Origin of the sequence: Nocardioides sp. NPDC004968 (assembly GCF_040608935.1) — a bacterium.
Classification (GTDB): Bacteria; Actinomycetota; Actinomycetes; order Propionibacteriales; family Nocardioidaceae; genus Nocardioides.
Map to the genome: position 1 here is coordinate 1 of NZ_JBEXJF010000015.1, position 18,907 is coordinate 18,907.

The following is an 18,907-nucleotide window of genomic DNA, read 5'->3' on the forward strand; positions in this document are numbered from 1 at the left end:
CCGCCTCCGGGTGCGTCCGAGGCCGAGTTGGTCGACTGGATCTCGCGTCTCGAAGAGATCAAGTGCACCGCTGAGGCGGTCCAAGCAGAAGCGGCAGTACATCTCGACGAAGCCGTCCGGGCACGCCAGGCCGAGGCTGGGGTGCCTGCCCGGAGGCTTGGCGAGGGCGTGGCCTCACAGATCGCTCTCGCGCGGCGGGTCTCCCCCGAGAAGGGCGCCAAGCTGCTCGGCCTGGCGAAGATCCTGACCACCGAGATGCCCCACACCTTCGCTCTGATGAAGGCCGGGCTGTTCTCCCAATGGCAGGCCACCATCCTCGCTCGCGAGACCGCGTGCCTCTCGGTGGACGATCGCCGGGTCATCGACTACGACCTCTGCGCCACCGGACCTGGCGGGGAGCCCGCCAAGGCAGTGTCGATGGGGCTACGCCAGCTCGAGAACGCCGCCAAGAAACTCGCCATCACCCTGGACCAGGCATCCGTCGTGGCCAGGGCCGCGAACGCAGAGAAAGACCGCCGCGTCAGTCTCCGCCCGGCACCGGACACGATGACCTGGCTCGGTGCCCTGCTGCCGGTCAAGGACGGCGTCGCCGTCTTCGCCGCACTGGACCAAGCGGCCAAGGCCGCTGCGGCCGCCGGCGATGAACGGACCCGGGGCCAGGTCATGGCCGACACCCTGGCCGACCGGATCACCGGCCGCACTGAGGGAGCCAAGCCTCGGATCGAGGTCAAGATCGTGATGACCGCCGACTCCCTCGCCAACACCGGCGATCAGCCGGCCATGGTCGAGGGCTACGGGCCCGTCCCGGCAGCCTGGGCTCGTGAAGCACTCAACGATGCCGAGGTCTTCGTCCGGCGGCTGTTCACCGACCCGACCGGTCAGTTGGTCGCGATGGAATCCCGCTCACGCAAGGCACCCGAGGGACTGGCCGAGTTCATCGCGACACGTGATGGCGGGATCTGTCGTACCAACGGCTGCGATGCTCCGATCCGCAACATCGACCACGTCGAACGCCACGCAGACGGCGGCGAAACCAGCGCCGAGAACCTCCAAGGGCTGTGCGAAAGGTGCAACCAGGCCAAGGAAGCCCTCGGCTGGCAAGCCAGACCGGGACCCGACGGCACCATCATCACGATCACACCCACGGGCCACACCTACATCAGCCCGCCACCAGACGCCTGGAAACCGGATCCACCGCCACTGTCGCCGGCAGAGTTCATGCTGCGCGACGTACTACTCGACCACACGCTCGCCGCCTGACCCATGTCGCGCTCAGGCGAGGGGGAGGAGGTCGCGTTCTGCGAACACCTTCTTGGCGGTGAAGGTGGCGTTCAGGGCGCGGGGGAAGCCGCAGTAGACGGCGGAGTGGAGGAATGCCTCGATGATCTGTTCGGGGGTCAGGCCTACGTTGAGGGCGGCGTTGATGTGGACCTCGAGCTGGGGCTCGCAGCCACCCAGGGCGGTCAGCATGCCGAGGGTGACGAGCTGTCGGTCCCGGGGCTCGAGGCCGGGGCGGGCGTAGATCTCGCCGAAGCCCCAGGCGACGACCTGGTGGCCGAGCTCGGGGGCGATGTCGGCGAGCGAGTCGATGACTCGGGCACCGACCTCGCCATCGATCGCGTCGAGGATCTCGCGGCCGTGGTCGTGGCGAATGGCGCGGGAGATGGGGTCCTGGGCAGGGTTCTCGAAGGTCATGCCCCGCACGCTAGGAGTTGGAGCGCACTCGAAGTCAACGGATCGGCGCGGGCCTCAGGAGGCGTACGCGATCTGCTCCTGGATCTCGAAGCGGAGGCCGTCGGCGGCGGCGATGTAGACGTCCTGGTCCACGAGGTTGCCGTGCATGCGCATCAGGCCGCGGGGACTGGAGTAGCTGTGGTGGTCGGTGAGGCGCAGCGCGGGCTCGACGTCGAGCCCGCCGCAGGCATCGCCGATCTGGCGCAGGAACATCAGCGACTCGTAGCAGGACTCGCCCACTGCGTTGAGGGAGGGCGCGTATTCACCGAAGCGGCGGTAGTAGCGCTCGGCCAGGTCGGCCGACTCGGGGGTGGTGAGGCCGTCGAAGTAGGCGGCGGCCGCGAAGACGTTGGCATTGGCGCCGGCGCCACCGGCGAGCAGGGTGTTCTCCTCTACCGCAGGGCTCAGGCGGGTCAGCGACGAGCTCAGCCCGGCGGCGGCGAACTGGCGGTTGAAGTGCACCGCGTCCTGCCCCATCAGCAGCATGATCACGCCGTCCTGCTGGCCGCCCTCGAGGCCACGCAGCACGCCGGCGAAGTCGCGGGTCCCCAGCGGGACGTACGTCTCGCTCACCACCTCCGAGGGCGACCCGCGCAGCGCGGCCCGGGCCGTGGACCCGGTGACGCGCGGGAAGACGTAGTCGTTGCCGACCACCGCCCAGCGGGAGACGCCGTGGTTGGCGCGCATCCAGGCGGTGGCGGGGAGCAGCTGGTTGACCGGGCGCTCGCCGATCATGAAGACGCCAGGAGTGTCGTCGCCGCCCTCGTGCATGGCGGCGAAGGCGTACAGCGCCCGGCCGCCGACGCGGGCGGTGATCGCCTGGCGTACGGCGGAGATGTGCCAGCCGGCGATCGCGTCGACCCGGCCGAGCTCGACGAGCCGAGCGACCTCGGCGGCGACCTCGTGGGGTGCGCGCCCGGCATCGATCGCGACCAGCTCGACCGGCTTCCCGGCGATCCCGCCGCCGGCGTTGAGCTCCTCGGCGGCCAGCTCGCCGCAGGCCAGGCAGCCGGGACCGTAGATGCCGGTCGGACCCTGCATCGGCACCACGAACGCGATCGAGAGGGCACCCTGCGGACGCGGTGCGAGGCCCAGCAGGGCATGGGTCGCCGGGGTGAACGACGGCGGAGACATCGGCACCTGCTCCCAGGCGAAGCGACGAGACGAACCAGACGGGATGACTCACCATTGAGCCGATGGATGGTTAGGGTACGGGAGTCGGGCCCTCGGCGCAGCGGGCATCCAGCAGACATTCGTGGGAGGACGCCATGGAGACGGCCGTAGCGGATCTCGCCGTGCTGCTCGCCCGGGCGCAGCGCCGGATCGAGCGAGCGCTCGCGGAGGCGTACGCCGAGTTCGACCTCACTGCGGAGCAGTGGCGCATTCTCAGCGTGCTGCTCGATGATCCGGGCCAGACGATGACGCGTCTCGCCGACGGCGCCGCGCTCCCCGCCGGCACCCTGACCCGACACGTCGACCGGCTGGTCGAGCGCGGGCTGGTGCTGCGCAAGATCCATGCCGAGGACAAGCGCCGCGCCGTGGTCGCGCTCTCGCCGGTGGGCGCCTCGGCAGCCCGGGAGATCCGCGCCCGCCAGCAGACCGAGGCCGTCGCCAGGGTCGCCCGCGACCTTCGGGCTGTCCTCGACACGATCGCTTGAGCTCGGCCGACTGAGGGCGTTTCCACCTGGAAACAAATCCTCGCAGAGTCCGACACATCCGCGAAACAACCCGTCCCTAGATTCCTTCCATTCGAGAGCAATTGTCCGATGGAAGGACCCCCATCCCGTGCGTACGAAATTCTCGAGCCGCCTCCTCGTGGCCAGCTCGGTGCTCGCCCTGGGCATGACCGCGACCGCCTGCGGCGGCGCCAAGACCGGTGACACCGCGACCAGCGAGAGCTGCGTCGACACCAGCGGCGACACCATCAAGATCGGCTTCCTCAACTCCCTGTCGGGGACGATGGCGATCAGCGAGACGACCGTGTTCAAGTCCCTGTCCATGGCGGCCGAAGAGATCAACGCCGACGGCGGCGTGCTCGGCAAGAAGCTCGAGATCGTCAGCGAGGACGGCCAGTCCGAGCCGACCGTCTTCGCCGAGAAGGCGACCAAGCTGATCCAGGACGACTGTGTCGCGGCCGTCTTCGGCGGCTGGACCTCCAGCTCGCGCAAGGCGATGCTGCCGGTCTTCGAGGGCAACGACGCGCTGCTCTTCTACCCGGTGCAGTACGAGGGCTTGGAGTCCTCGCACAACATCTTCTACACCGGCGCGACCACCAACCAGCAGATCATCCCCGCCCTCGACTTCCTCAAGCAGGAGAAGAAGATCGAGTCGATCTTCCTGGTCGGCTCCGACTACGTCTTCCCGCGCACGGCCAACAAGATCATCAAGCAGTACGCGGCAGCCAACGGCATCGAGGTCCTCGGCGAGGAGTACCAGCCCCTGGGCTCGACCGACTTCGGCACGGTCGTCGACAAGGTCAAGGCCGCCGGCGCGGACGCGGTCTTCAACACCCTCAACGGCGACTCCAACGTGGCCTTCTTCAAGGAGTACAAGGGCAAGGGCCTGACCGCCTCGGCTATGCCGGTGCTCTCGGTCTCGATCGCCGAGGAGGAGGTCCCCGGCGTCGGCGTGGGCAACCTCGAGGGGCAGTACACCGCCTGGAACTACTACCAGACCATCGACAGCCCGGCGAACCAGAAGTTCGTCACCGACTTCAAGGCGGCCAACGGCGCCAAGGCGGTCACCTCCGACCCGATGGAGGCGGCCTACACCTCGCTGCACCTGTGGAAGGGCATGGTCGAGAAGGCGGACTCGTTCGCGGTCGAGGACGTCATCGACGCCTCCGACGGCGTCACCTACGACGCGCCGGAGGGCACCGTCGCGGTCGACGGCGAGAACCACCACATCGCCAAGACCGCGCTCATCGGCCAGGTGAACTCCGAGGGCCTGATCGACACGGTCTGGTCGAGCGACAAGCCGATCGAGCCGGACCCCTACCTGAAGTCCTACGACTGGTGGAAGAACTAGCCCGTTGGACGCGCTCCTCGCCCAGGTCTTCACCGGCATCTCCGCCGGTGCGGTCCTGCTCCTCATCGCCCTCGGGCTCACCCTGACCTTCGGTCAGATGGGCGTGATCAACATGGCCCACGGCGAGTTCATCATGGCCGGCGCGTACACCGCCTACGTCGTCTCGACCATCGTCGCCAGCACCGAGCTGAGTCTGCTGATCGCGCTCCCTGTGGGGTTCGTGATCGGCGGGCTGCTCGGGCTGGCGCTCGAGGCGAGCGTGCTGCGGTGGATGTACGCCCGTCCGCTGGACACGCTGCTGGTCACCTACGGCGTCGGTCTCGTCCTGCAGCAGGTCGCGCGCGACATCTTCGGGGCTCCGGCCAAGGAGGTGCCCGCGCCGAGCTGGCTGGACGGGTCGATCCCGATCCTGGGCTACGACTTCCCGCTGACCAGGCTCTTCATCATCGTCCTGGCCGCGGCGTGCGTGGCCGCGCTGCTGGCCGTGCTCCGGTTCACCGCCCTCGGGCGGCAGATCCGGGCGACCGTCGGCAACCGCGACCTCGCCGAGACCATCGGCATCTCGACCCGCCGCACCGACCGGGCCACCTTCTTCATCGGTTCCGGCCTGGCCGGTGTGGCCGGGGTGGCGCTCACGCTGCTCGGCTCGACCGGCCCCAACCTCGGCACGTCCTACATCGTGCAGGCGTTCCTGGTGGTCGTGGTCGGCGGCATCGGGCACCTCAAGGGCACGATCGTCGCGGCTCTCGGGATCGGCCTGCTGCAGGCGTTCCTCGCCCACGCCCTGACCGGCTCGGTCGCCCAGGTGATCGTCTTCCTGGCGATCGTCGCGTTCCTGCAGCTGCGCCCGCAGGGCATCCTCTCGGTCCGGACCAGGAGCCTGGCATGAAAAAGGTCTACCCCTACGCTGGCTGGCTGCTGCTCGCGGTCGCCCTGCTCGTCCTCGCCCCGGCCGTCCTGTCCGACTTCCGCCTCGGCCTGCTGGCGAAGTACTGCTGCTACGCCATCGCGGCGGTCGGCATCGGTCTGGCCTGGGGCCGTGGCGGGATGCTGGTGCTCGGCCAGGGGCTCTACTTCGGCATCGGCGCCTACGCGATGGCGATGCACCTCAAGCTCGCCGACGCCGGCCCGGGCGGGGTGCCGGACTTCATGGCGCTCTACGGCGACGCCACGGTGCCGGGCTGGTGGGAGCCGCTGCGCAACGGCGGGCTGGCGCTGGTCGTCATCCTCGTCCTGCCGGCACTGGTGGCGGGCCTGCTGGGGCTCGCGGTCTTCAAGCGGCGGATCAAGGGGGCGTACTTCGCCATCCTGAGCCAAGCGCTCGCCGCCGCCTTCGCGATCCTGCTCGTCGGCCAGGTCAAGACCACCGGCGGTGCCAACGGCCTCAACAACTTCCAGGGCTTCTTCGGGTACGCCCTGTTCGACCCGGCCAACAAGCGGATGCTCTACTTCATCGCCGCCGGGATCCTGCTGGTCTCGATCCTGGTGATGGCCTGGCTCTACAACACCCGCTTCGGCGAGCTGCTGGTCGCCGTCCGCGACGGCGAGGAGCGGGTGCGGTTCCTCGGCACCGACCCGGCCAACGTCAAGCTGGCGGCGTACGTCATCGCGGCCGTCCTGGCCTCGATCGGCGGTGCTCTCTTCGTGCCGATCGCCGGGATCGTCTCGCCCGACGACGTCGGCGTGGTCGCCTCCATCGGGCTGCTCGCCGGGGTCGCGCTGGGCGGGCGCGCCTCGCTGCTCGGCCCTGCCGTCGGCGCGCTCCTGATCGGCTACGCCGAGACCTCGCTCTCCGAGGCCTTCCCGGGGTCGTGGTCGTACTTCCAGGGTGCGCTGTTCGTGCTGGTCATCCTGCTGCTGCCGGGCGGGCTGGCACAGCTGCTGGGGCTGGTGAAAGGCCTGTTCTCGCGGCGTTCGGAGCCCGAGAGGTCCGAGGAACCCGAGACGCGAGTGGCTGAGGAGGTCACGGCATGAGTGCGGAGACGCTGGAGGTCGATGACCTGCGGGTCGAGTTCGACGGGTTCGTGGCGATCGACGGGGTGTCCCTGACGCTGGAGCCGGGCCGGCTGCACTTCCTGATCGGTCCCAACGGCGCAGGAAAGACGACCCTTGTGGACGCCCTGACCGGTCTGGCGAGCGGAAGCGGTGAAGCGCGTTATCGCACACGCGATCTGCTTTCGCTGGCATCGCACCGGATCACCCGCCTCGGGGTGGGACGCACGTTCCAGACCGCCACGGTCTTCGAGGAGCTCAGCGTGCTGCAGAACCTCGACATCGCCGCCGGGGTGCACCGGGCGCGTTGGCGGCTGATGCTGCCGAGGCGGGGGACACCCGATGGGGTCGCCGAGGTGCTGGAGACCGTGGGGCTCGCGGAGCTGGCGGACCGGCCCGCGGGCGTGCTCTCGCACGGACAGAAGCAGTGGCTGGAGATCGGCATGCTGCTGGTGCAGGACTCCTCGGTGATGCTGCTCGACGAGCCCGTCGCCGGGATGTCGGCCGAGGAGCGGGAGGCGACCGGGGAGCTGCTGCGCCGGATCAGCCCGGAGCGGACGGTCGTGGTCATCGAGCACGACATGGACTTCGTCCGCCGGTTCGCCGACGTCGTCACCGTCCTGCACGCCGGAAAGGTGATCGCGGAGGGCACGGCTGCCGAGATCCGGGCCGACGCCGAGGTACAACGGGTCTACCTGGGCGACACCGTCGCCGGGGTGACCGAGACGAGCACGGGAACAGGGGAGGACGCCTGATGCTGAGGATCGAGTCGGTCACCGGCGGCTACGGCCGCACCACGGTGCTCCACGAGGTCAGCCTCGAGGTCCCGACCGGCGCCGCGGTGGCGCTGATGGGACACAACGGCGCAGGCAAGACGACCCTGCTCAAGGCGGCGGTCGGACTGGTCCGGGCCAAGAGCGGCCGGGTGCTGCTCGACGGGGAGGACGTCACCGCGCTGAGGCCGAGCGCACGCGTCAAGCGAGGCCTGGGCTACGTCCCGCAGGGCCAGCAGAGCTTCGGCGACATGACCGCGCTGGAGAACCTCCAGTTGGTCGGAGACCGGGCCGGGATCAGCGAGATGCTCGACCTGTTCCCCGCGCTGAAGGACCTGCTCGGCAGGCGGGCCGGGCTGCTCTCCGGCGGCCAGCGCCAGCAGCTCTCGATCGCGCGTACGCTGCTGACCAGGCCGCGGCTGCTCATCCTCGACGAGCCGACCGAGGGGATCCAGCCCAACGTCGTCGCCGAGATCGAGCGGGTGATCGCCGAGCTCACCGGTCGTGGCGACCTCACCGTGCTGCTCGTCGAGCAGCACGTCGGGTTCGCGCTGCGTACGGCCTCTGCCTACTACATCCTCGAGTCCGGCCGGATCACCGCGCGCGGTGACGGCGGCTCCGAGGCGCACGCTCACGTCCGATCCCAGCTGGCCGTCTAGGCCGGTCGTCCAGAGAGTTGGCGAGATGCATCTGACCCCGTCCGACACCGAGAAGCTGCTGCTGTCCGTGGCCGGGATGGTCGCTCGCGACCGGCTCGCCCGCGGGGTGCTCCTCAACTACCCCGAGTCCGTCGCCCTGATCTCCACCTGGGTGATCGAGCGGGCGCGCGAGGGTGCCTCCGTCTCCGACCTGATGACGCGAGGGCGCACCGTGCTGACCCGCGAGCAGGTCATGCCCGACGTGGTCGACATGCTCGTCGAGGTGCAGGTCGAGGCGACCTTCCCCGACGGTCGCAAGCTCGTCACCATCCACCAGCCGATCGCCTGAAGCGGAGATGTCCATGCAGTCCAGCGGTCCCGGAGCCGTACGCGTCGCCGACGGCACCATCCGGCTCAACACCGACCGGAGCGAGTCGGAGCGGCGTACGTTGGTGGTCCTCAACACCGGCGACAGACCGGTCCAGATCGGCTCCCACATCCACCTCGCCGAGGTGAACTCCGCTCTCGACTTCGACCGCGAGGCGGCCGAGGGGTTCCGGCTCGACATCCCGGCCGGCACCTCGCGCAGGTTCGAGCCGGGCGCGTCGCGCGAGGTCGCGATCGTCGCGCTCAAGGGTGCTCGTCGGGTCCCAGGCCTGCAGATCAAGCACAGCCAGATCAAGGCAGGTGAGTGAACATGGTGGAGATCAGCAGGAGCGAGTACGCCGCGCTCTACGGCCCCACGACCGGCGACCAGGTGCGACTCGGTGACACCGACCTGTGGATCGAGGTCGAGGACGATCTGACCGCAGGTGGCGAGGAGTCGGTCTTCGGCGGCGGCAAGTCGATCCGCGAGTCGATGAACCAGTCGACGGTGCCGCGGTCCGAGGGTGCTCTCGACACGGTGATCACCAACGCCCTCGTCCTCGACCACTGGGGCATCGTCCGTGCCGACGTCGGCATCCGCGGCGGACGGATCGTCGCCCTGGGTCGCTCCGGCAATCCCGACATCGCCGACGGCGTCCACCCCGACCTGGTCATCGGACCGGGCACCGACGTGGTCAGCGGCGAGGGGAAGATCCTCACCGCCGGGGCGATCGACGTCCATGTGCACCTGCTGTCCAGGTCCCAGATCGTCGAGGCGATCTCGACCGGGATCACCACCGTGGGCGGCGGCGGCACGGGACCCTCGGAGGGCTCCAAGGCCACCACGGTCACCCCCGGACCGTGGCACCTGGAGACCATCCACCGCGCGCTCGACGACATGCCGGTCAACCTGCTGCTGATGGGCAAGGGCAACACCGTCTCCGCGGCCGGGCTGGCCGAGCAGGCGCTCGCCGGAGCCGCCGCCTACAAGGTCCACGAGGACTGGGGCTCGACCCCGGCAGCGATCGATGCCGCTCTCAAGGCCGCCGACGAGCACGGCCTGCAGGTCGCGCTGCACTCGGACTCGCTCAACGAGGCGGGCTACCTGGAGTCGACGGTCGCAGCGATCGCCGGCCGTTCCATCCACGCCTTCCACGCCGAGGGCGCCGGGGGAGGGCACGCGCCCGACATCCTCTCGGTCGCCTCGCTGCCCCACATCATCCCCGGCTCCACCAACCCGACCCTGCCGCACACCGTCAACACCGTCGCCGAGCACCTCGACATGCTGATGGTCTGCCACCACCTCAACCCGCGTGTACCCGAGGACCTGGCCTTCGCCGAGTCCCGGATCCGGGCCACCACGATCGCCGCCGAGGACGTACTGCACGACCTCGGCGCGCTGTCGATCACCTCCTCCGACGCGCAGGCGATGGGCCGCATCGGCGAGGTCGTCTGCCGCACCTGGCAGGTCGCCCACGCGATGAAGGCCCGGCTCGGATCCCTGGGTGGGAAGGCGGACAACATCAGAGCCAAGAGGTACGTCGCGAAATACACGATCAACCCCGCCATCGCGCATGGGATCGCCGCCGAGGTCGGCTCCGTGGAGCCCGGCAAGATGGCCGATCTGGTCCTGTGGGACCCGCGGTTCTTCGGCATCCGGCCCGAGGTCGTCATGAAGTCCGGCGCCCTGATCTGGGGTGCCCTCGGCGACCCGAACGCCTCCATCCCGACCCCGCAGCCGGTGCTCATGCGACCGACGCTGGTGGGGCCGGGTGCGGACCACGCGGTCTCCTTCGTAGCGCCGTCCGCGCTGGAGGCCGGGCTGGCCGATCGCCTCGGTCTGCGCCGCCGTCTCGTCGGGATCTCGCCCACCCGCGAGATCGGCAAGGCCGACATGGTCAACAACTCCGCGACCCCCGAGATCCGGGTCGAGCCCGAGACGTTCCGCATCCACGTCGACGGAGAGCTGATCGAGCCCGCCCCCGCGACCGAGCTGCCGCTGACGCAGCTCTACTCGATGTTCTGAGCGCGATGTCAGACGACCTGCTCATGATGCTGCTGGCCGACGCGCGCCTCCCGGTCGCCGGCCACACCCAGTCGGGCCAGCTGGAGGCGGCCGTACGCTCCGGGCTCACCGCCGAGCAGGTGCCGCTCTTCATGCGGTCGCGGCTGGCCAGCGTCGTGAGGGTCGAGGCGGGCACGGCGGTGGTCGCGCTGCATCGGCTGCGCGCCGGTCTGCCGCTGGAGCCGGTCTACGACGCCTGGGCGGTCCGTACCCCGGCGGCCCCGATGCGGGACACCTCGCGCACCCTCGGCCGTGCGCTGTTGCGGCTGGTCAGGCGGCTGTTCCCGGACTCGCCGCACCTCGCGGAGGTGGCCGGCCTCGAGCGGCCGTGCCGCCCGATCGTCCTGGCAGCGGCGGCTGCCACCAGTGGCATCGCGCCGGCCTCTCTGGGCCGGCTGGTGGCGTACGACGATCTGCAGACGGTCGCCTCGGCATCCCTCAAGCTGCTGCCCCTCGATCCGCTCGACGCCACCTCGTGGGTGCACGAGCTGCTCCCGGAGGCCGAGCGGCTCGCCACCGACGTCGCCCCGCTCACCGAGCCCCATCACATCCCGGCGCCCAGCGCGCCCCAGCTAGACCTGTGGGCCCAGACCCACGCCCACACGACCAGGAGGTTGTTCAGTGCCTGAGAACGCGACGAAGAACGACAGGGGGCTGCGCATCGGGGTGTGCGGTCCGGTCGGTACCGGTAAGAGCTCGCTCATCGCTCTGTTGTGCCGTGAGCTGTCCGCCGATCTGGAGATCGGCGTGGTCACCAACGACATCTACACCGACGAGGACGCCCGCTTCCTCCGCTCCGCCGGTGTGCTCGACCCGGCCCGAATCCGGGCCGTCGAGACCGGCGCCTGCCCCCACACCGCGATCCGCGACGACGTCACCGCCAACCTGATCGCCGTCGAGGAGCTCGAGGAGGAGTTCGCGCCGCTGGACGTGGTCCTGGTCGAGTCCGGCGGCGACAACCTCACCGCGACCTTCTCCCCGGCGCTGGTCGACACCCAGATCTTCCTGATCGACGTCGCCGGCGGTGGCGACGTCGCCCGCAAGGGAGGCCCGGGCATCGAGCGCGCCGACCTGCTCGTGGTCAACAAGACCGACCTCGCTCCGTACGTCGGTGTCGACCCGGTCGCTATGGTCTCCGACGCGGGGTCGGTCCGCGAGGGCCGCCCGGTCATCGCGCTCTCCCGCACCGATCCGGCCTCGGTCGAGGCGCTGGTGGACTGGGTGAGGTCCGAGCTGGCTCGGCACCGCGGCGGTGCCCTGGTCCCCGCCGACCCAGGTCCGATGGCGCCGCACTTCCACGCGGACGGCACCAGCCACACCCATGACCACCAGCACGCCTGAGCTGGCCAGCGGCTCCCTGACCCGGGTGCGGGTCGGGGCGGTCGACGGCGGCCGGGTGCGCGTCGAGACCGACGTCACCGGACCCTCGACGGCGCCGGCGCTGCGGCCGATGCTGCTCTCCAGCGACGCGCGCTCGGCGCGGATCTCGCTGGTCCCCGACGGCGCGATGCTCCTGGCCGGCGACCAGGTCACGATCGAGGTCGAGGTGGGGGAGGGCGCGAGCCTGACCCTGGTCGAGCCGGCCGGGACGGTCGCGTACGACATGGATGGCGGCCACGCGTCGTGGACGGTCGCGATCACCCTCGCCGCGGATGCCAGCCTGGTCTGGGCCGGGGAGCCCTTCGTGGTCTCCGCCGGCGCCGACGTCACCCGCGACACCCGGGTCACCCTCGCTCCCAGTGCGAGGCTCGCCCTGCGCGAGACCCTCGTCCTCGGCCGCCACCGCGAGCGCCCCGGCCGGGTGGCCACCACCTGGTCGGCCCATCAGGCCGACGGGCGGCCGCTCCTGATCGAGTCCCTCGACCTGGACGCGAGCTCGCTGGCGCCTGGCATTCTCGGCAGACACCGCGTGCTCGCGTCGGTCACGGCGCTCGGCCGAGACGTACCGCCTGACGTGTGCCCGGACGGCAGACTCGACCTGGAGCGCGGCGGCACCCTGTGGCGCCACCTGGCCGGCGAGACCCACGAGGTCCCGGCGGGGCCTTGGGAATGCGCCACGACTGGTTGAGGTTTCAACAGGCGTGACTGACATCGAGTTCGGCCTGGACACCTTCGGCGGGGTCACCCGCGACGCCGAGGGCAAGCCGCAGCACCACGCGCAGGTGATCCGGAACATCGTCGATGAGGGCGTGCTCGCCGACCAGGTCGGGCTCGACTTCTTCGGCGTGGGCGAGCACCACCGCCGCGACTTCGCCGTCTCCAGCCCGGAGATGGTGCTCGCCGCGGTCGCCTCCCGCACCGAGCGGCTGCGGCTCGGCTCCGCGGTGACCGTGCTCAGCTCCGACGACCCGGTGCGGGTCTTCGAGCGGTTCGCCACCCTTGACGCGGTCTCCCAGGGCCGCGCCGAGATCGTCGCCGGGCGCGGGTCGTTCACCGAGTCGTTCCCGCTGTTCGGCTTCGACCTCGCCGACTACGAGGAGCTCTTCGAGGAGCGCCTCGAGCTGCTCGCCGCCCTGCTGAAGGAGGAGAAGGTCACCTGGGAGGGCCGCACCCGCGCGGCGCTCACCGACCAGGAGGTCTTCCCGCGCACCGAGAACGGCCTGACCGCATGGGTCGGCGTCGGCGGGAGCCCGGAGTCTGTCGTACGCACCGCCCGCCACGGCTTCGGCCTCTTCCTGGCGATCATCGGTGGTCCGGCCGATCGGTTCGCGCCCTACATCGACCTCTTCGAGCGCGCCCAGGACGAGTTCGGGTGTCGCGGCAGCGCGTCGCCGTCCACTCGCCCGGATTCGTCGCGGCGACCGACGAGCAGGCCCGCGAGACGGTCTACGAGGGCTGGCTGGCGATGCGTACCCAGATCGGTCGCGAGCGCGGCTGGCCGCCGCCCTCGCCCGGCGACTTCGAGCGCGAGATCGAGGGCGGGTCGCTCTACGTCGGCTCGCCGGAGACGGTCGCCCGGAAGCTGGCCGGCACCATCAAGGTGCTCGGGGTCGACCGGTTCGACCTGAAGTACGACCAGGGTCAGGTGCGCCACGAGGACCTGATGGGCTCGATCGAGCTCTACGGCACCCAGGTCGTGCCGCTCGTCAAGGAGATGCTGGGCTGACCTCGACGGTCTCCACGCGCGTCGCCACCACCTCGCCGGCATGCAGAACGGTCCGCGAGGTGGGGTTGGCGGAGATGGCGGCGGCAGGAGTCGGCACGTCGAGGACCAGCAGGTCCGCCGGAGCCCCGACGACGATGCCGTACGCCTCCAGCCCGAGCGCCCGGGCGGCCGCGTCGGTGACCAGGTCGAGCGCCACCGTCAGGGTCTCGTCGGTGCGGAACCCGGACTGGTAGGCGACCTGGCGCGCGATCGCGAGCATGTCGCCGTCGCCGTAGGGCCACCAGGCGTCACGGATGTTGTCCGAGCCGGACCAGACAGTGGCGCCCACCTCGCGCAGCGCCAGCACCGGCGGCATCGGCCCGGCCGGCCCGTTGGTCAGCACCGAGACGCCCGCCTCTGCGAAGAGCCCACCGACCCGGCGGGCCTCCTCGAGGGGGATCGAGCCGAGGCCGTACGCGTGGCTGACGTTCACCTTTCCACCCAGTCCCTCGGCGCGGGTGCGGGCGGCGATCAGCTCGTACTGGCGTACGGCGCTCGCGCCCAGGTCATGGAGGTGGATGTCCACGCCGGCGCCGTGCCGGGCGGCGAGCCCGAAGACGACGTCGAGGTGGGCCTCGGCGTCGCCGTCGAAGCCGTCCGGGTCGAGCCCGCCGACGAGGTCCGCGCCCGCGGCCAGCGCCTCGTCGAGGAGCTTCTCGGTTCCGGGCGAGGTGGTGATCCCGCTCTGCGGGAAGGCGACGATCTCGATGCGCAGCCGGTCACGAAGAGCCTCGCGCACCTCCAGAACCGCCTCCAGCCCGGCCAGGCCGACCTCGGGGTCGATGTCCACATGCGTACGCACCGTCCCGGTGCCGAACGAGATCATCTGCTCTGCCAGCGCGCGAGCACGCTCCACCACGGGTACGCCGACCTCGCCGCGCAGGGTGTGCTCGGCCGCCACCCGTTCACGGACGGTCGTACCGGGGCGGTGCGGCTGCCAACCGGAGCCGACCAGTGTCTTGTCCAGATGGGCGTGACCGTTGACCAGGGCGGGCAGGAGGAGCGCGCCGCCCAGGTCCAGGTCCGCGCCGGCCGCCGCCGACGATGCAGGCGAGATCCCCGAGATCCTCCCGTCGGCCACCGAGACATCGACCCGGGAGCCGTCGGCCAGGGTGGCGTTGCGAAGTGTCCTGCTGCCGGTCATGAGGTGACCTCCATGGTCTGCGTACGAATGCTTCGTTGTTCGTGCACGAGCGCCCCCGACCGGATCGAGGCCAGGACCGAGGGCACCTGCAGCGCCACGAGGTGCGGCTCGTCGGTGTCCAGGACCACCAGGTCGGCGACGTCGCCCACGGTCGTGCCGTGCGGGGCCCGTCCGAGGATCCCGGCCGGGTGGTCGGTGATCGAGGCGACGAGCAGGTCCAGCATCTCAGGGCCGACCAGCTGCCGGGTCAGCCCGGCGGTCCACGCAGCCTGGAGCAGGTTGCCGTTGCCGTAGGGCGAGAAGGCGTTGTGCAGGTTGTTGTTCGAGACCGCGACCCGCACCCCGGCGGCGTGGGCACGCTCCAGCGGAGCCAGGCTGCGGCTGCCGGGCTCACCGGCCCCGCCGAGATAGAGGTCGGTCGCCGGCATGACGACCAGCGAGATCCCGGCCTCCGCCATCAGCGCGTACGCCACCTCCTGCTCGTCCACCGGCATCGCCGCCAGCTTGGTGACGTGCCCGATGGTGACCTGGCCCTGCATGCCGAGGGCGCGCGTGCGCTCGGCGACGGCCGCGACCATCGATCCAGACGGGTCGTCGTCGAAGTCGAGGTGCAGGTCGACCGGGAGCCCGGACCACTCGGCCAGGCCGAAGACGGTGTCGAGGTGGGCCTCCTGGTCGTCGTCGACGTAGGGACAGCCGCCGACGACGCCGCCGCCGTGCCGCAGCGCGGCGCTCATCAGCGCGGTCACCTCGCGGCTGAGCCCGTTCTGCGGGAAGACCGAGAGCTGCAGGTCGATCCGCGCGGCGTTCTCCTCGCGCAGCGCGATGTGCAGGTCGAGCATGTCGAGCCGGATGTCGGCGTCGACCTCGACGTGCGCCCGCGCGGCCACGACCCCGTGGCGCACCAGCGACTCCACGCCACGCCGGGCACCGACCTCGACGATCCCCGCGGGCTGCGTACGCCGCACCTCCTGCATCAGCGCGATCGCCGGGCCCACGCCCGGGCCGGTGGGCTCGAGCCCACCGGCGCCGAGCAGATGGGCCTTGTCGAGGTGGACATGGGCGTCGACGAAGGCGGGCATCACGACCGCCCCGGCGGCGTCCACCACGGTCTCCGGCCCGATGGGGGACGGGTCGGAGACCGTGGAGATCACTCCGGCGTCGATCCCTAGATCGACCAGGCCGGTGGACGTACGGGCCCCGAGAATTCGTGCGATCGGAGTCGTCAACGCTTGATCTCGGGGTCGATGTAGTCGTTGGTGACCAGCTCGTCGCCGGTGATCTCCGGGACGTCCTTGCCGCCGTCCTTCAGCACCGCGGTCATCGTCTCGATCACGCTGTCGACGCGCGCGACGTCGAAGCTGCCGTAGGCGCCGTCCGGGCCGTTGGCGACGAGCCCCGCCTCGACCTGGACCTTCACCGAGTTCTCGTTGCCGCCCGGGGTGATCGGAGGACCGTCCTTGATGGCGTCGGCGATCTCGATCAGGGTGTCGTTGACCGGCTTCGGGTCCTTCAGGTAGTCGATCTCCGACTGCTGCAGCAGCGGCACCAGCTCCTCCAGGCACGGGCTCAGCGCCTCCTCGTCGTCCGCCCGGACCGCGTACGCCTGCTGGTAGACCTGGTAGCCGGCGTCGTCGAGCATCAGGTGGGCGGTCGGCTTCGCCCACTCGGCGACGTCGTGCTCCCAGCGGTAGGGCTCGTTGCTGACGTAGCCCTGCTGGAACAGCGCGCCGTCGTCGGCGACGAACCGGCTCGGGCTGCCGTCGAAGGAGCCGTCGAGCTGCTGAGTGTCGACGATGCCCTCATGCGTCAGGTAGTCGACCCAGCTGACGCCCTGGGCGTGCAGGACCGGGGCGCCGGTGGCCTTGACGTCGTCCCAGGTCTTCACCTCGGGGAACTTCGCGGGGTCGAACATGACCATGAACGGCGACTTCTGCATCATCGTGAACACGCCACGGGTGGGGAACTTCTCGTAGTCGCGGATCGCGATGTCGGTGGCGACCACGCCGAGGTCGATGGTGTCGTCGGTGTACATCTGCGCGGTCACCGGCTGGCCGCCGATGAAGGGCCCGCCGAGCCGGATCTCGGCGGTGACGCCGGTGTCACCGATCTCGCCGACGTAGGCGCCCTTGTCGACGTCGATCTCACCGTCGGGCCCGATCAGGTTGTAGGCGGGGGAGCGCTCGGGGGTGGCGTACCAGTCGGTCTGGATGACCACGGTCGCCGGGCAGACGGCGGCGAGCGATCCCTTCGGGGCGTCGGGGTCGCCGATCGCCTCCTCGCTGCCACCGCAACCGGTGAGCGCGAGCGCGGCGAGGGCGGTGGTTGCGGTGATCCGGGTCCAACGGGCGTACGTCATGGGGTTCTCTCCAGGGGGTGGGGGTCAGCGGCGAGGTGAACGGTGGGCCTCGACGGCGCGCAGGACGGCGCCGAAGAGCAGGAAGAGGGCGATCCCGACCAGCGAGGAGGCGGCCAGGGCGGCCATCATCAGGTCGGTGTCGAGGCTCTGCCGGTAGGTGTCGATCAGCCGGCCGATGCCGGGCTGTCCCTGCCGGAAGAAGAAGTCGGCGATGATCGAGCCGACCACCGCCATCCCGGCCGAGATCCGGAAGCCGGCGAGCGCGGCCGGGAGCGCGGCCGGCAGCTGCAGGTGGATGAGCCGCTGCCACCGCGAGGCGCGGAAGAGCGAGAACTGGTCGTGCAGGTTGTCGTCGACCGAGGCGATGCCGAACATCGTGTTGGTGATGATCGGGAACAGCGAGTGCAGCACGCACACGATCAGCCGGGAGGTGAACTCGTAGCCGAACCAGAACCCGAGCAGCGGCACCATCGCCAGGATCGGGATCGTCTGCAGGATCACGGCGTAGGGGTAGAACGACGCCTCCGCCCAGCGGGCCTGGCTCATCACGATCGCGAAGAAGACACCGATCGCCATCGCCAGCAGCAGACCGACCAGGGCGACCTTCGTGGTCGACCACAGCGCAGTGAAGATCTCGGTGCGGCCGGCCTGCTCCAGGAAGCCCGCCTCGAGCACCTCCCAGGGAGAGGGCAGCAGGAACTGGCGGGTGGGGGAGAGGAGCTGGGTGCTGACCAGCGTCCACACCCCGAGGACGACCACCAGAGTGAGGATGGGGGCGACCCAGCGTACGGTCCGGCTGCCGTGGCCCGGGTCGAAGCGGAGGAACGGGACCGTCGTCAGCGTGCGGGTCTCCGGCTGGGTCTCGACCAGCGTGGTCATGCCGCCTCCTCGGTGCTGCGGTGGGCGCCGGCGAGCGCGTCGGAGACCTGACGGCACAGCTCGGCGTACTCGCTGGTGAAGCGCAGCCCCTCGGGACGCGGCCGGGGCAGGTCGATGCGCAGGTCGGCGACGATGCGTCCCGGCTGGGAGGAGAAGACCAGCACCCGGTCGGAGAGGAAGACCGCCTCGGGGACAGAGTGGGTCACGAAGATCCCGGTGAACGGGTCGGTCGCCATCAGGGTGTCGAGCTGGCTGTTGAGGTCCTGGCGGGTGATCTCGTCGAGGGCCCCGAACGGCTCGTCGAAGAGGAACAGCTCCGGTCGCTGGACGAGCGAGCGAGCGATCGAGACCCGCATCCGCATCCCGCCCGAGAGCTGGGCCGGCCGATGGTCCGCGTACGTAGTCAGCCCGACGACCTCGAGCGCCGCGCGTGCCCGCTCCTCGGCCTCCGCCTTCTTCGTCCCGGCGAGCCGCAGCGGGAGGACCACGTTGCCCAGTGCGGTACGCCACGGCAGCAGCGTCGCGTCCTGGAAGACGTAGCCGACCTCGCCGTCGCCACGCTCGACGCTGCCGCTGGTGGGCAGGTCGAGGCCGGCGACCATGCGGAGCATCGTCGACTTGCCGCAGCCCGAGGGCCCGACGAAGGAGACGAACTCACCGGCGCGGATCTCGAAGCTCGCCTCGGCGAGCGCGGTGGTGCCGTTGGGGAACGACCTGGTGACGCTGTTGCCGGCCACCAGCACGGGCGGCTCCGTATACCGTTCGATCATTCTTGTATACAAACA

At 70.3% G+C, this 18,907-nt stretch carries 22 protein-coding genes; 15 read left to right on the forward strand and 7 right to left on the reverse strand.

Annotated elements, in window-relative coordinates:
- The coding region (locus ABZU72_RS15655) for a DUF222 domain-containing protein (RefSeq protein WP_355019758.1) at positions 1–1,260 on the forward strand (1,260 nt) is incomplete at its 5' end.
- 12 nt (positions 1,261–1,272) lie between these two features.
- Here ABZU72_RS15655 and ABZU72_RS15660 read toward each other — a convergent pair.
- Positions 1,273–1,695, reverse strand: coding sequence for a carboxymuconolactone decarboxylase family protein (locus tag ABZU72_RS15660; protein ID WP_355019759.1), 423 nt, complete (start codon positions 1,693–1,695; stop codon positions 1,273–1,275).
- A gap of 54 nt (positions 1,696–1,749) precedes the next feature.
- Complete coding sequence (locus ABZU72_RS15665) at positions 1,750–2,868, reverse strand: substrate-binding domain-containing protein (protein WP_355019760.1); 1,119 nt, start codon at positions 2,866–2,868, stop codon at positions 1,750–1,752.
- Between the two features lie 134 nt (positions 2,869–3,002).
- Here ABZU72_RS15665 and ABZU72_RS15670 point away from each other — a divergent pair, with 134 nt between their 5' ends.
- The 14 genes from ABZU72_RS15670 (at position 3,003) to ABZU72_RS15735 (ending at position 13,701) form a co-directional block, all read left to right on the forward strand.
- Positions 3,003–3,392: a MarR family transcriptional regulator gene (locus ABZU72_RS15670; protein WP_355019761.1), complete on the forward strand. Its 390-nt coding sequence runs from the start codon at positions 3,003–3,005 to the stop codon at positions 3,390–3,392.
- Positions 3,393–3,519: 127 nt separating this feature from the next.
- Complete coding sequence (gene urtA / locus ABZU72_RS15675; RefSeq protein ID WP_355019762.1) at positions 3,520–4,761, forward strand: urea ABC transporter substrate-binding protein; 1,242 nt, start codon at positions 3,520–3,522, stop codon at positions 4,759–4,761.
- A gap of 4 nt (positions 4,762–4,765) precedes the next feature.
- A complete protein-coding gene (urtB, locus tag ABZU72_RS15680) occupies positions 4,766–5,650 on the forward strand; it encodes an urea ABC transporter permease subunit UrtB (protein ID WP_160022194.1) in 885 nt (294 codons plus the stop codon).
- Complete coding sequence (urtC, locus tag ABZU72_RS15685) at positions 5,647–6,735, forward strand: urea ABC transporter permease subunit UrtC (RefSeq protein WP_355019763.1); 1,089 nt, start codon at positions 5,647–5,649, stop codon at positions 6,733–6,735. Before urtB ends, urtC begins: the two co-directional genes overlap by 4 nt.
- Complete coding sequence (gene urtD, locus ABZU72_RS15690) at positions 6,732–7,508, forward strand: urea ABC transporter ATP-binding protein UrtD (protein ID WP_355019764.1); 777 nt, start codon at positions 6,732–6,734, stop codon at positions 7,506–7,508. The genes urtC and urtD overlap by 4 nt, the downstream gene beginning before the upstream one ends.
- Positions 7,508–8,185: an ATP-binding cassette domain-containing protein gene (locus tag ABZU72_RS15695; protein WP_355019765.1), complete on the forward strand. Its 678-nt coding sequence runs from the start codon at positions 7,508–7,510 to the stop codon at positions 8,183–8,185. The genes urtD and ABZU72_RS15695 overlap by 1 nt, the downstream gene beginning before the upstream one ends.
- Positions 8,186–8,210: 25 nt before the next feature.
- A complete protein-coding gene (locus tag ABZU72_RS15700; RefSeq protein WP_350659205.1) occupies positions 8,211–8,513 on the forward strand; it encodes an urease subunit gamma in 303 nt (100 codons plus the stop codon).
- Positions 8,514–8,526: 13 nt separating this feature from the next.
- On the forward strand, positions 8,527–8,859 hold the full coding sequence (gene ureB / locus ABZU72_RS15705) for an urease subunit beta (RefSeq protein WP_355019860.1): 333 nt from the start codon (positions 8,527–8,529) through the stop codon (positions 8,857–8,859).
- A 2-nt stretch (positions 8,860–8,861) separates the two neighbouring features.
- Positions 8,862–10,556 (forward strand): urease subunit alpha, encoded by a 1,695-nt coding sequence (locus ABZU72_RS15710; RefSeq protein ID WP_355019766.1) that lies wholly within the window; start codon positions 8,862–8,864, stop codon positions 10,554–10,556.
- A 5-nt stretch (positions 10,557–10,561) separates the two neighbouring features.
- Positions 10,562–11,224, forward strand: coding sequence for an urease accessory UreF family protein (locus tag ABZU72_RS15715; protein ID WP_355019767.1), 663 nt, complete (start codon positions 10,562–10,564; stop codon positions 11,222–11,224).
- The gene (gene ureG, locus ABZU72_RS15720) at positions 11,217–11,936 is read left to right on the forward strand and encodes an urease accessory protein UreG (RefSeq protein ID WP_355019768.1); all 720 of its coding nucleotides are present in this window, start codon (positions 11,217–11,219) and stop codon (positions 11,934–11,936) included. The genes ABZU72_RS15715 and ureG overlap by 8 nt, the downstream gene beginning before the upstream one ends.
- Positions 11,917–12,663, forward strand: a complete 747-nt coding sequence (locus ABZU72_RS15725; protein ID WP_355019769.1) for an urease accessory protein UreD — start codon at positions 11,917–11,919, stop codon at positions 12,661–12,663. The genes ureG and ABZU72_RS15725 overlap by 20 nt, the downstream gene beginning before the upstream one ends.
- A gap of 13 nt (positions 12,664–12,676) precedes the next feature.
- On the forward strand, positions 12,677–13,603 hold the full coding sequence (locus ABZU72_RS15730) for an LLM class flavin-dependent oxidoreductase (RefSeq protein ID WP_355019770.1): 927 nt from the start codon (positions 12,677–12,679) through the stop codon (positions 13,601–13,603).
- Positions 13,576–13,701: a hypothetical protein gene (locus tag ABZU72_RS15735; RefSeq protein WP_355019771.1), complete on the forward strand. Its 126-nt coding sequence runs from the start codon at positions 13,576–13,578 to the stop codon at positions 13,699–13,701. The genes ABZU72_RS15730 and ABZU72_RS15735 overlap by 28 nt, the downstream gene beginning before the upstream one ends.
- Here the strand turns inward: ABZU72_RS15735 and ABZU72_RS15740 are convergent.
- The 5 genes from ABZU72_RS15740 to ABZU72_RS15760 are packed head-to-tail and all read right to left on the reverse strand — an operon-like array spanning position 13,682 to position 18,892.
- Complete coding sequence (locus ABZU72_RS15740; RefSeq protein ID WP_355019772.1) at positions 13,682–14,884, reverse strand: amidohydrolase; 1,203 nt, start codon at positions 14,882–14,884, stop codon at positions 13,682–13,684. The genes ABZU72_RS15735 and ABZU72_RS15740 overlap by 20 nt on opposite strands.
- Positions 14,881–16,113: an amidohydrolase family protein gene (locus ABZU72_RS15745; protein WP_355019773.1), complete on the reverse strand. Its 1,233-nt coding sequence runs from the start codon at positions 16,111–16,113 to the stop codon at positions 14,881–14,883. Before ABZU72_RS15745 ends, ABZU72_RS15740 begins: the two co-directional genes overlap by 4 nt.
- Positions 16,110–17,243: a hypothetical protein gene (locus tag ABZU72_RS15750; RefSeq protein ID WP_355019774.1), complete on the reverse strand. Its 1,134-nt coding sequence runs from the start codon at positions 17,241–17,243 to the stop codon at positions 16,110–16,112. The genes ABZU72_RS15745 and ABZU72_RS15750 overlap by 4 nt, the downstream gene beginning before the upstream one ends.
- Positions 17,244–17,267: 24 nt before the next feature.
- Positions 17,268–18,122 carry an ABC transporter permease gene (locus tag ABZU72_RS15755; protein WP_355019775.1) on the reverse strand — a complete coding sequence of 285 codons (855 nt, stop codon included), beginning with the start codon at positions 18,120–18,122 and terminating at the stop codon, positions 17,268–17,270.
- Positions 18,119–18,892, reverse strand: coding sequence for an ABC transporter ATP-binding protein (locus ABZU72_RS15760; protein WP_355019776.1), 774 nt, complete (start codon positions 18,890–18,892; stop codon positions 18,119–18,121). Before ABZU72_RS15760 ends, ABZU72_RS15755 begins: the two co-directional genes overlap by 4 nt.
- Positions 18,893–18,907: the final 15 nt, after the last annotated feature.

Bases quoted from the DNA above. Each gene is read 5' to 3' on its own strand.
- ABZU72_RS15700 (WP_350659205.1), top strand. From the start codon at position 8,211: ATGCATCTGACCCCGTCCGACACCGAGAAGCTGCTGCTGTCCGTGGCC.
- ABZU72_RS15725 (WP_355019769.1), top strand. From the start codon at position 11,917: ATGACCACCAGCACGCCTGAGCTGGCCAGCGGCTCCCTGACCCGGGTG.
- ABZU72_RS15715 (WP_355019767.1), top strand. From the start codon at position 10,562: ATGTCAGACGACCTGCTCATGATGCTGCTGGCCGACGCGCGCCTCCCG.
- ABZU72_RS15750 (WP_355019774.1), bottom strand. From the start codon at position 17,243: ATGACGTACGCCCGTTGGACCCGGATCACCGCAACCACCGCCCTCGCC.
- ABZU72_RS15670 (WP_355019761.1), top strand. From the start codon at position 3,003: ATGGAGACGGCCGTAGCGGATCTCGCCGTGCTGCTCGCCCGGGCGCAG.
- urtD (WP_355019764.1), top strand. From the start codon at position 6,732: ATGAGTGCGGAGACGCTGGAGGTCGATGACCTGCGGGTCGAGTTCGAC.
- ABZU72_RS15755 (WP_355019775.1), bottom strand. From the start codon at position 18,122: ATGACCACGCTGGTCGAGACCCAGCCGGAGACCCGCACGCTGACGACG.
- urtC (WP_355019763.1), top strand. From the start codon at position 5,647: ATGAAAAAGGTCTACCCCTACGCTGGCTGGCTGCTGCTCGCGGTCGCC.
- ureB (WP_355019860.1), top strand. From the start codon at position 8,527: ATGCAGTCCAGCGGTCCCGGAGCCGTACGCGTCGCCGACGGCACCATC.
- ABZU72_RS15740 (WP_355019772.1), bottom strand. From the start codon at position 14,884: ATGACCGGCAGCAGGACACTTCGCAACGCCACCCTGGCCGACGGCTCC.
- ABZU72_RS15665 (WP_355019760.1), bottom strand. From the start codon at position 2,868: ATGTCTCCGCCGTCGTTCACCCCGGCGACCCATGCCCTGCTGGGCCTC.
- ABZU72_RS15695 (WP_355019765.1), top strand. From the start codon at position 7,508: ATGCTGAGGATCGAGTCGGTCACCGGCGGCTACGGCCGCACCACGGTG.
- ABZU72_RS15710 (WP_355019766.1), top strand. From the start codon at position 8,862: ATGGTGGAGATCAGCAGGAGCGAGTACGCCGCGCTCTACGGCCCCACG.
- ABZU72_RS15660 (WP_355019759.1), bottom strand. From the start codon at position 1,695: ATGACCTTCGAGAACCCTGCCCAGGACCCCATCTCCCGCGCCATTCGC.
- ABZU72_RS15760 (WP_355019776.1), bottom strand. From the start codon at position 18,892: ATGATCGAACGGTATACGGAGCCGCCCGTGCTGGTGGCCGGCAACAGC.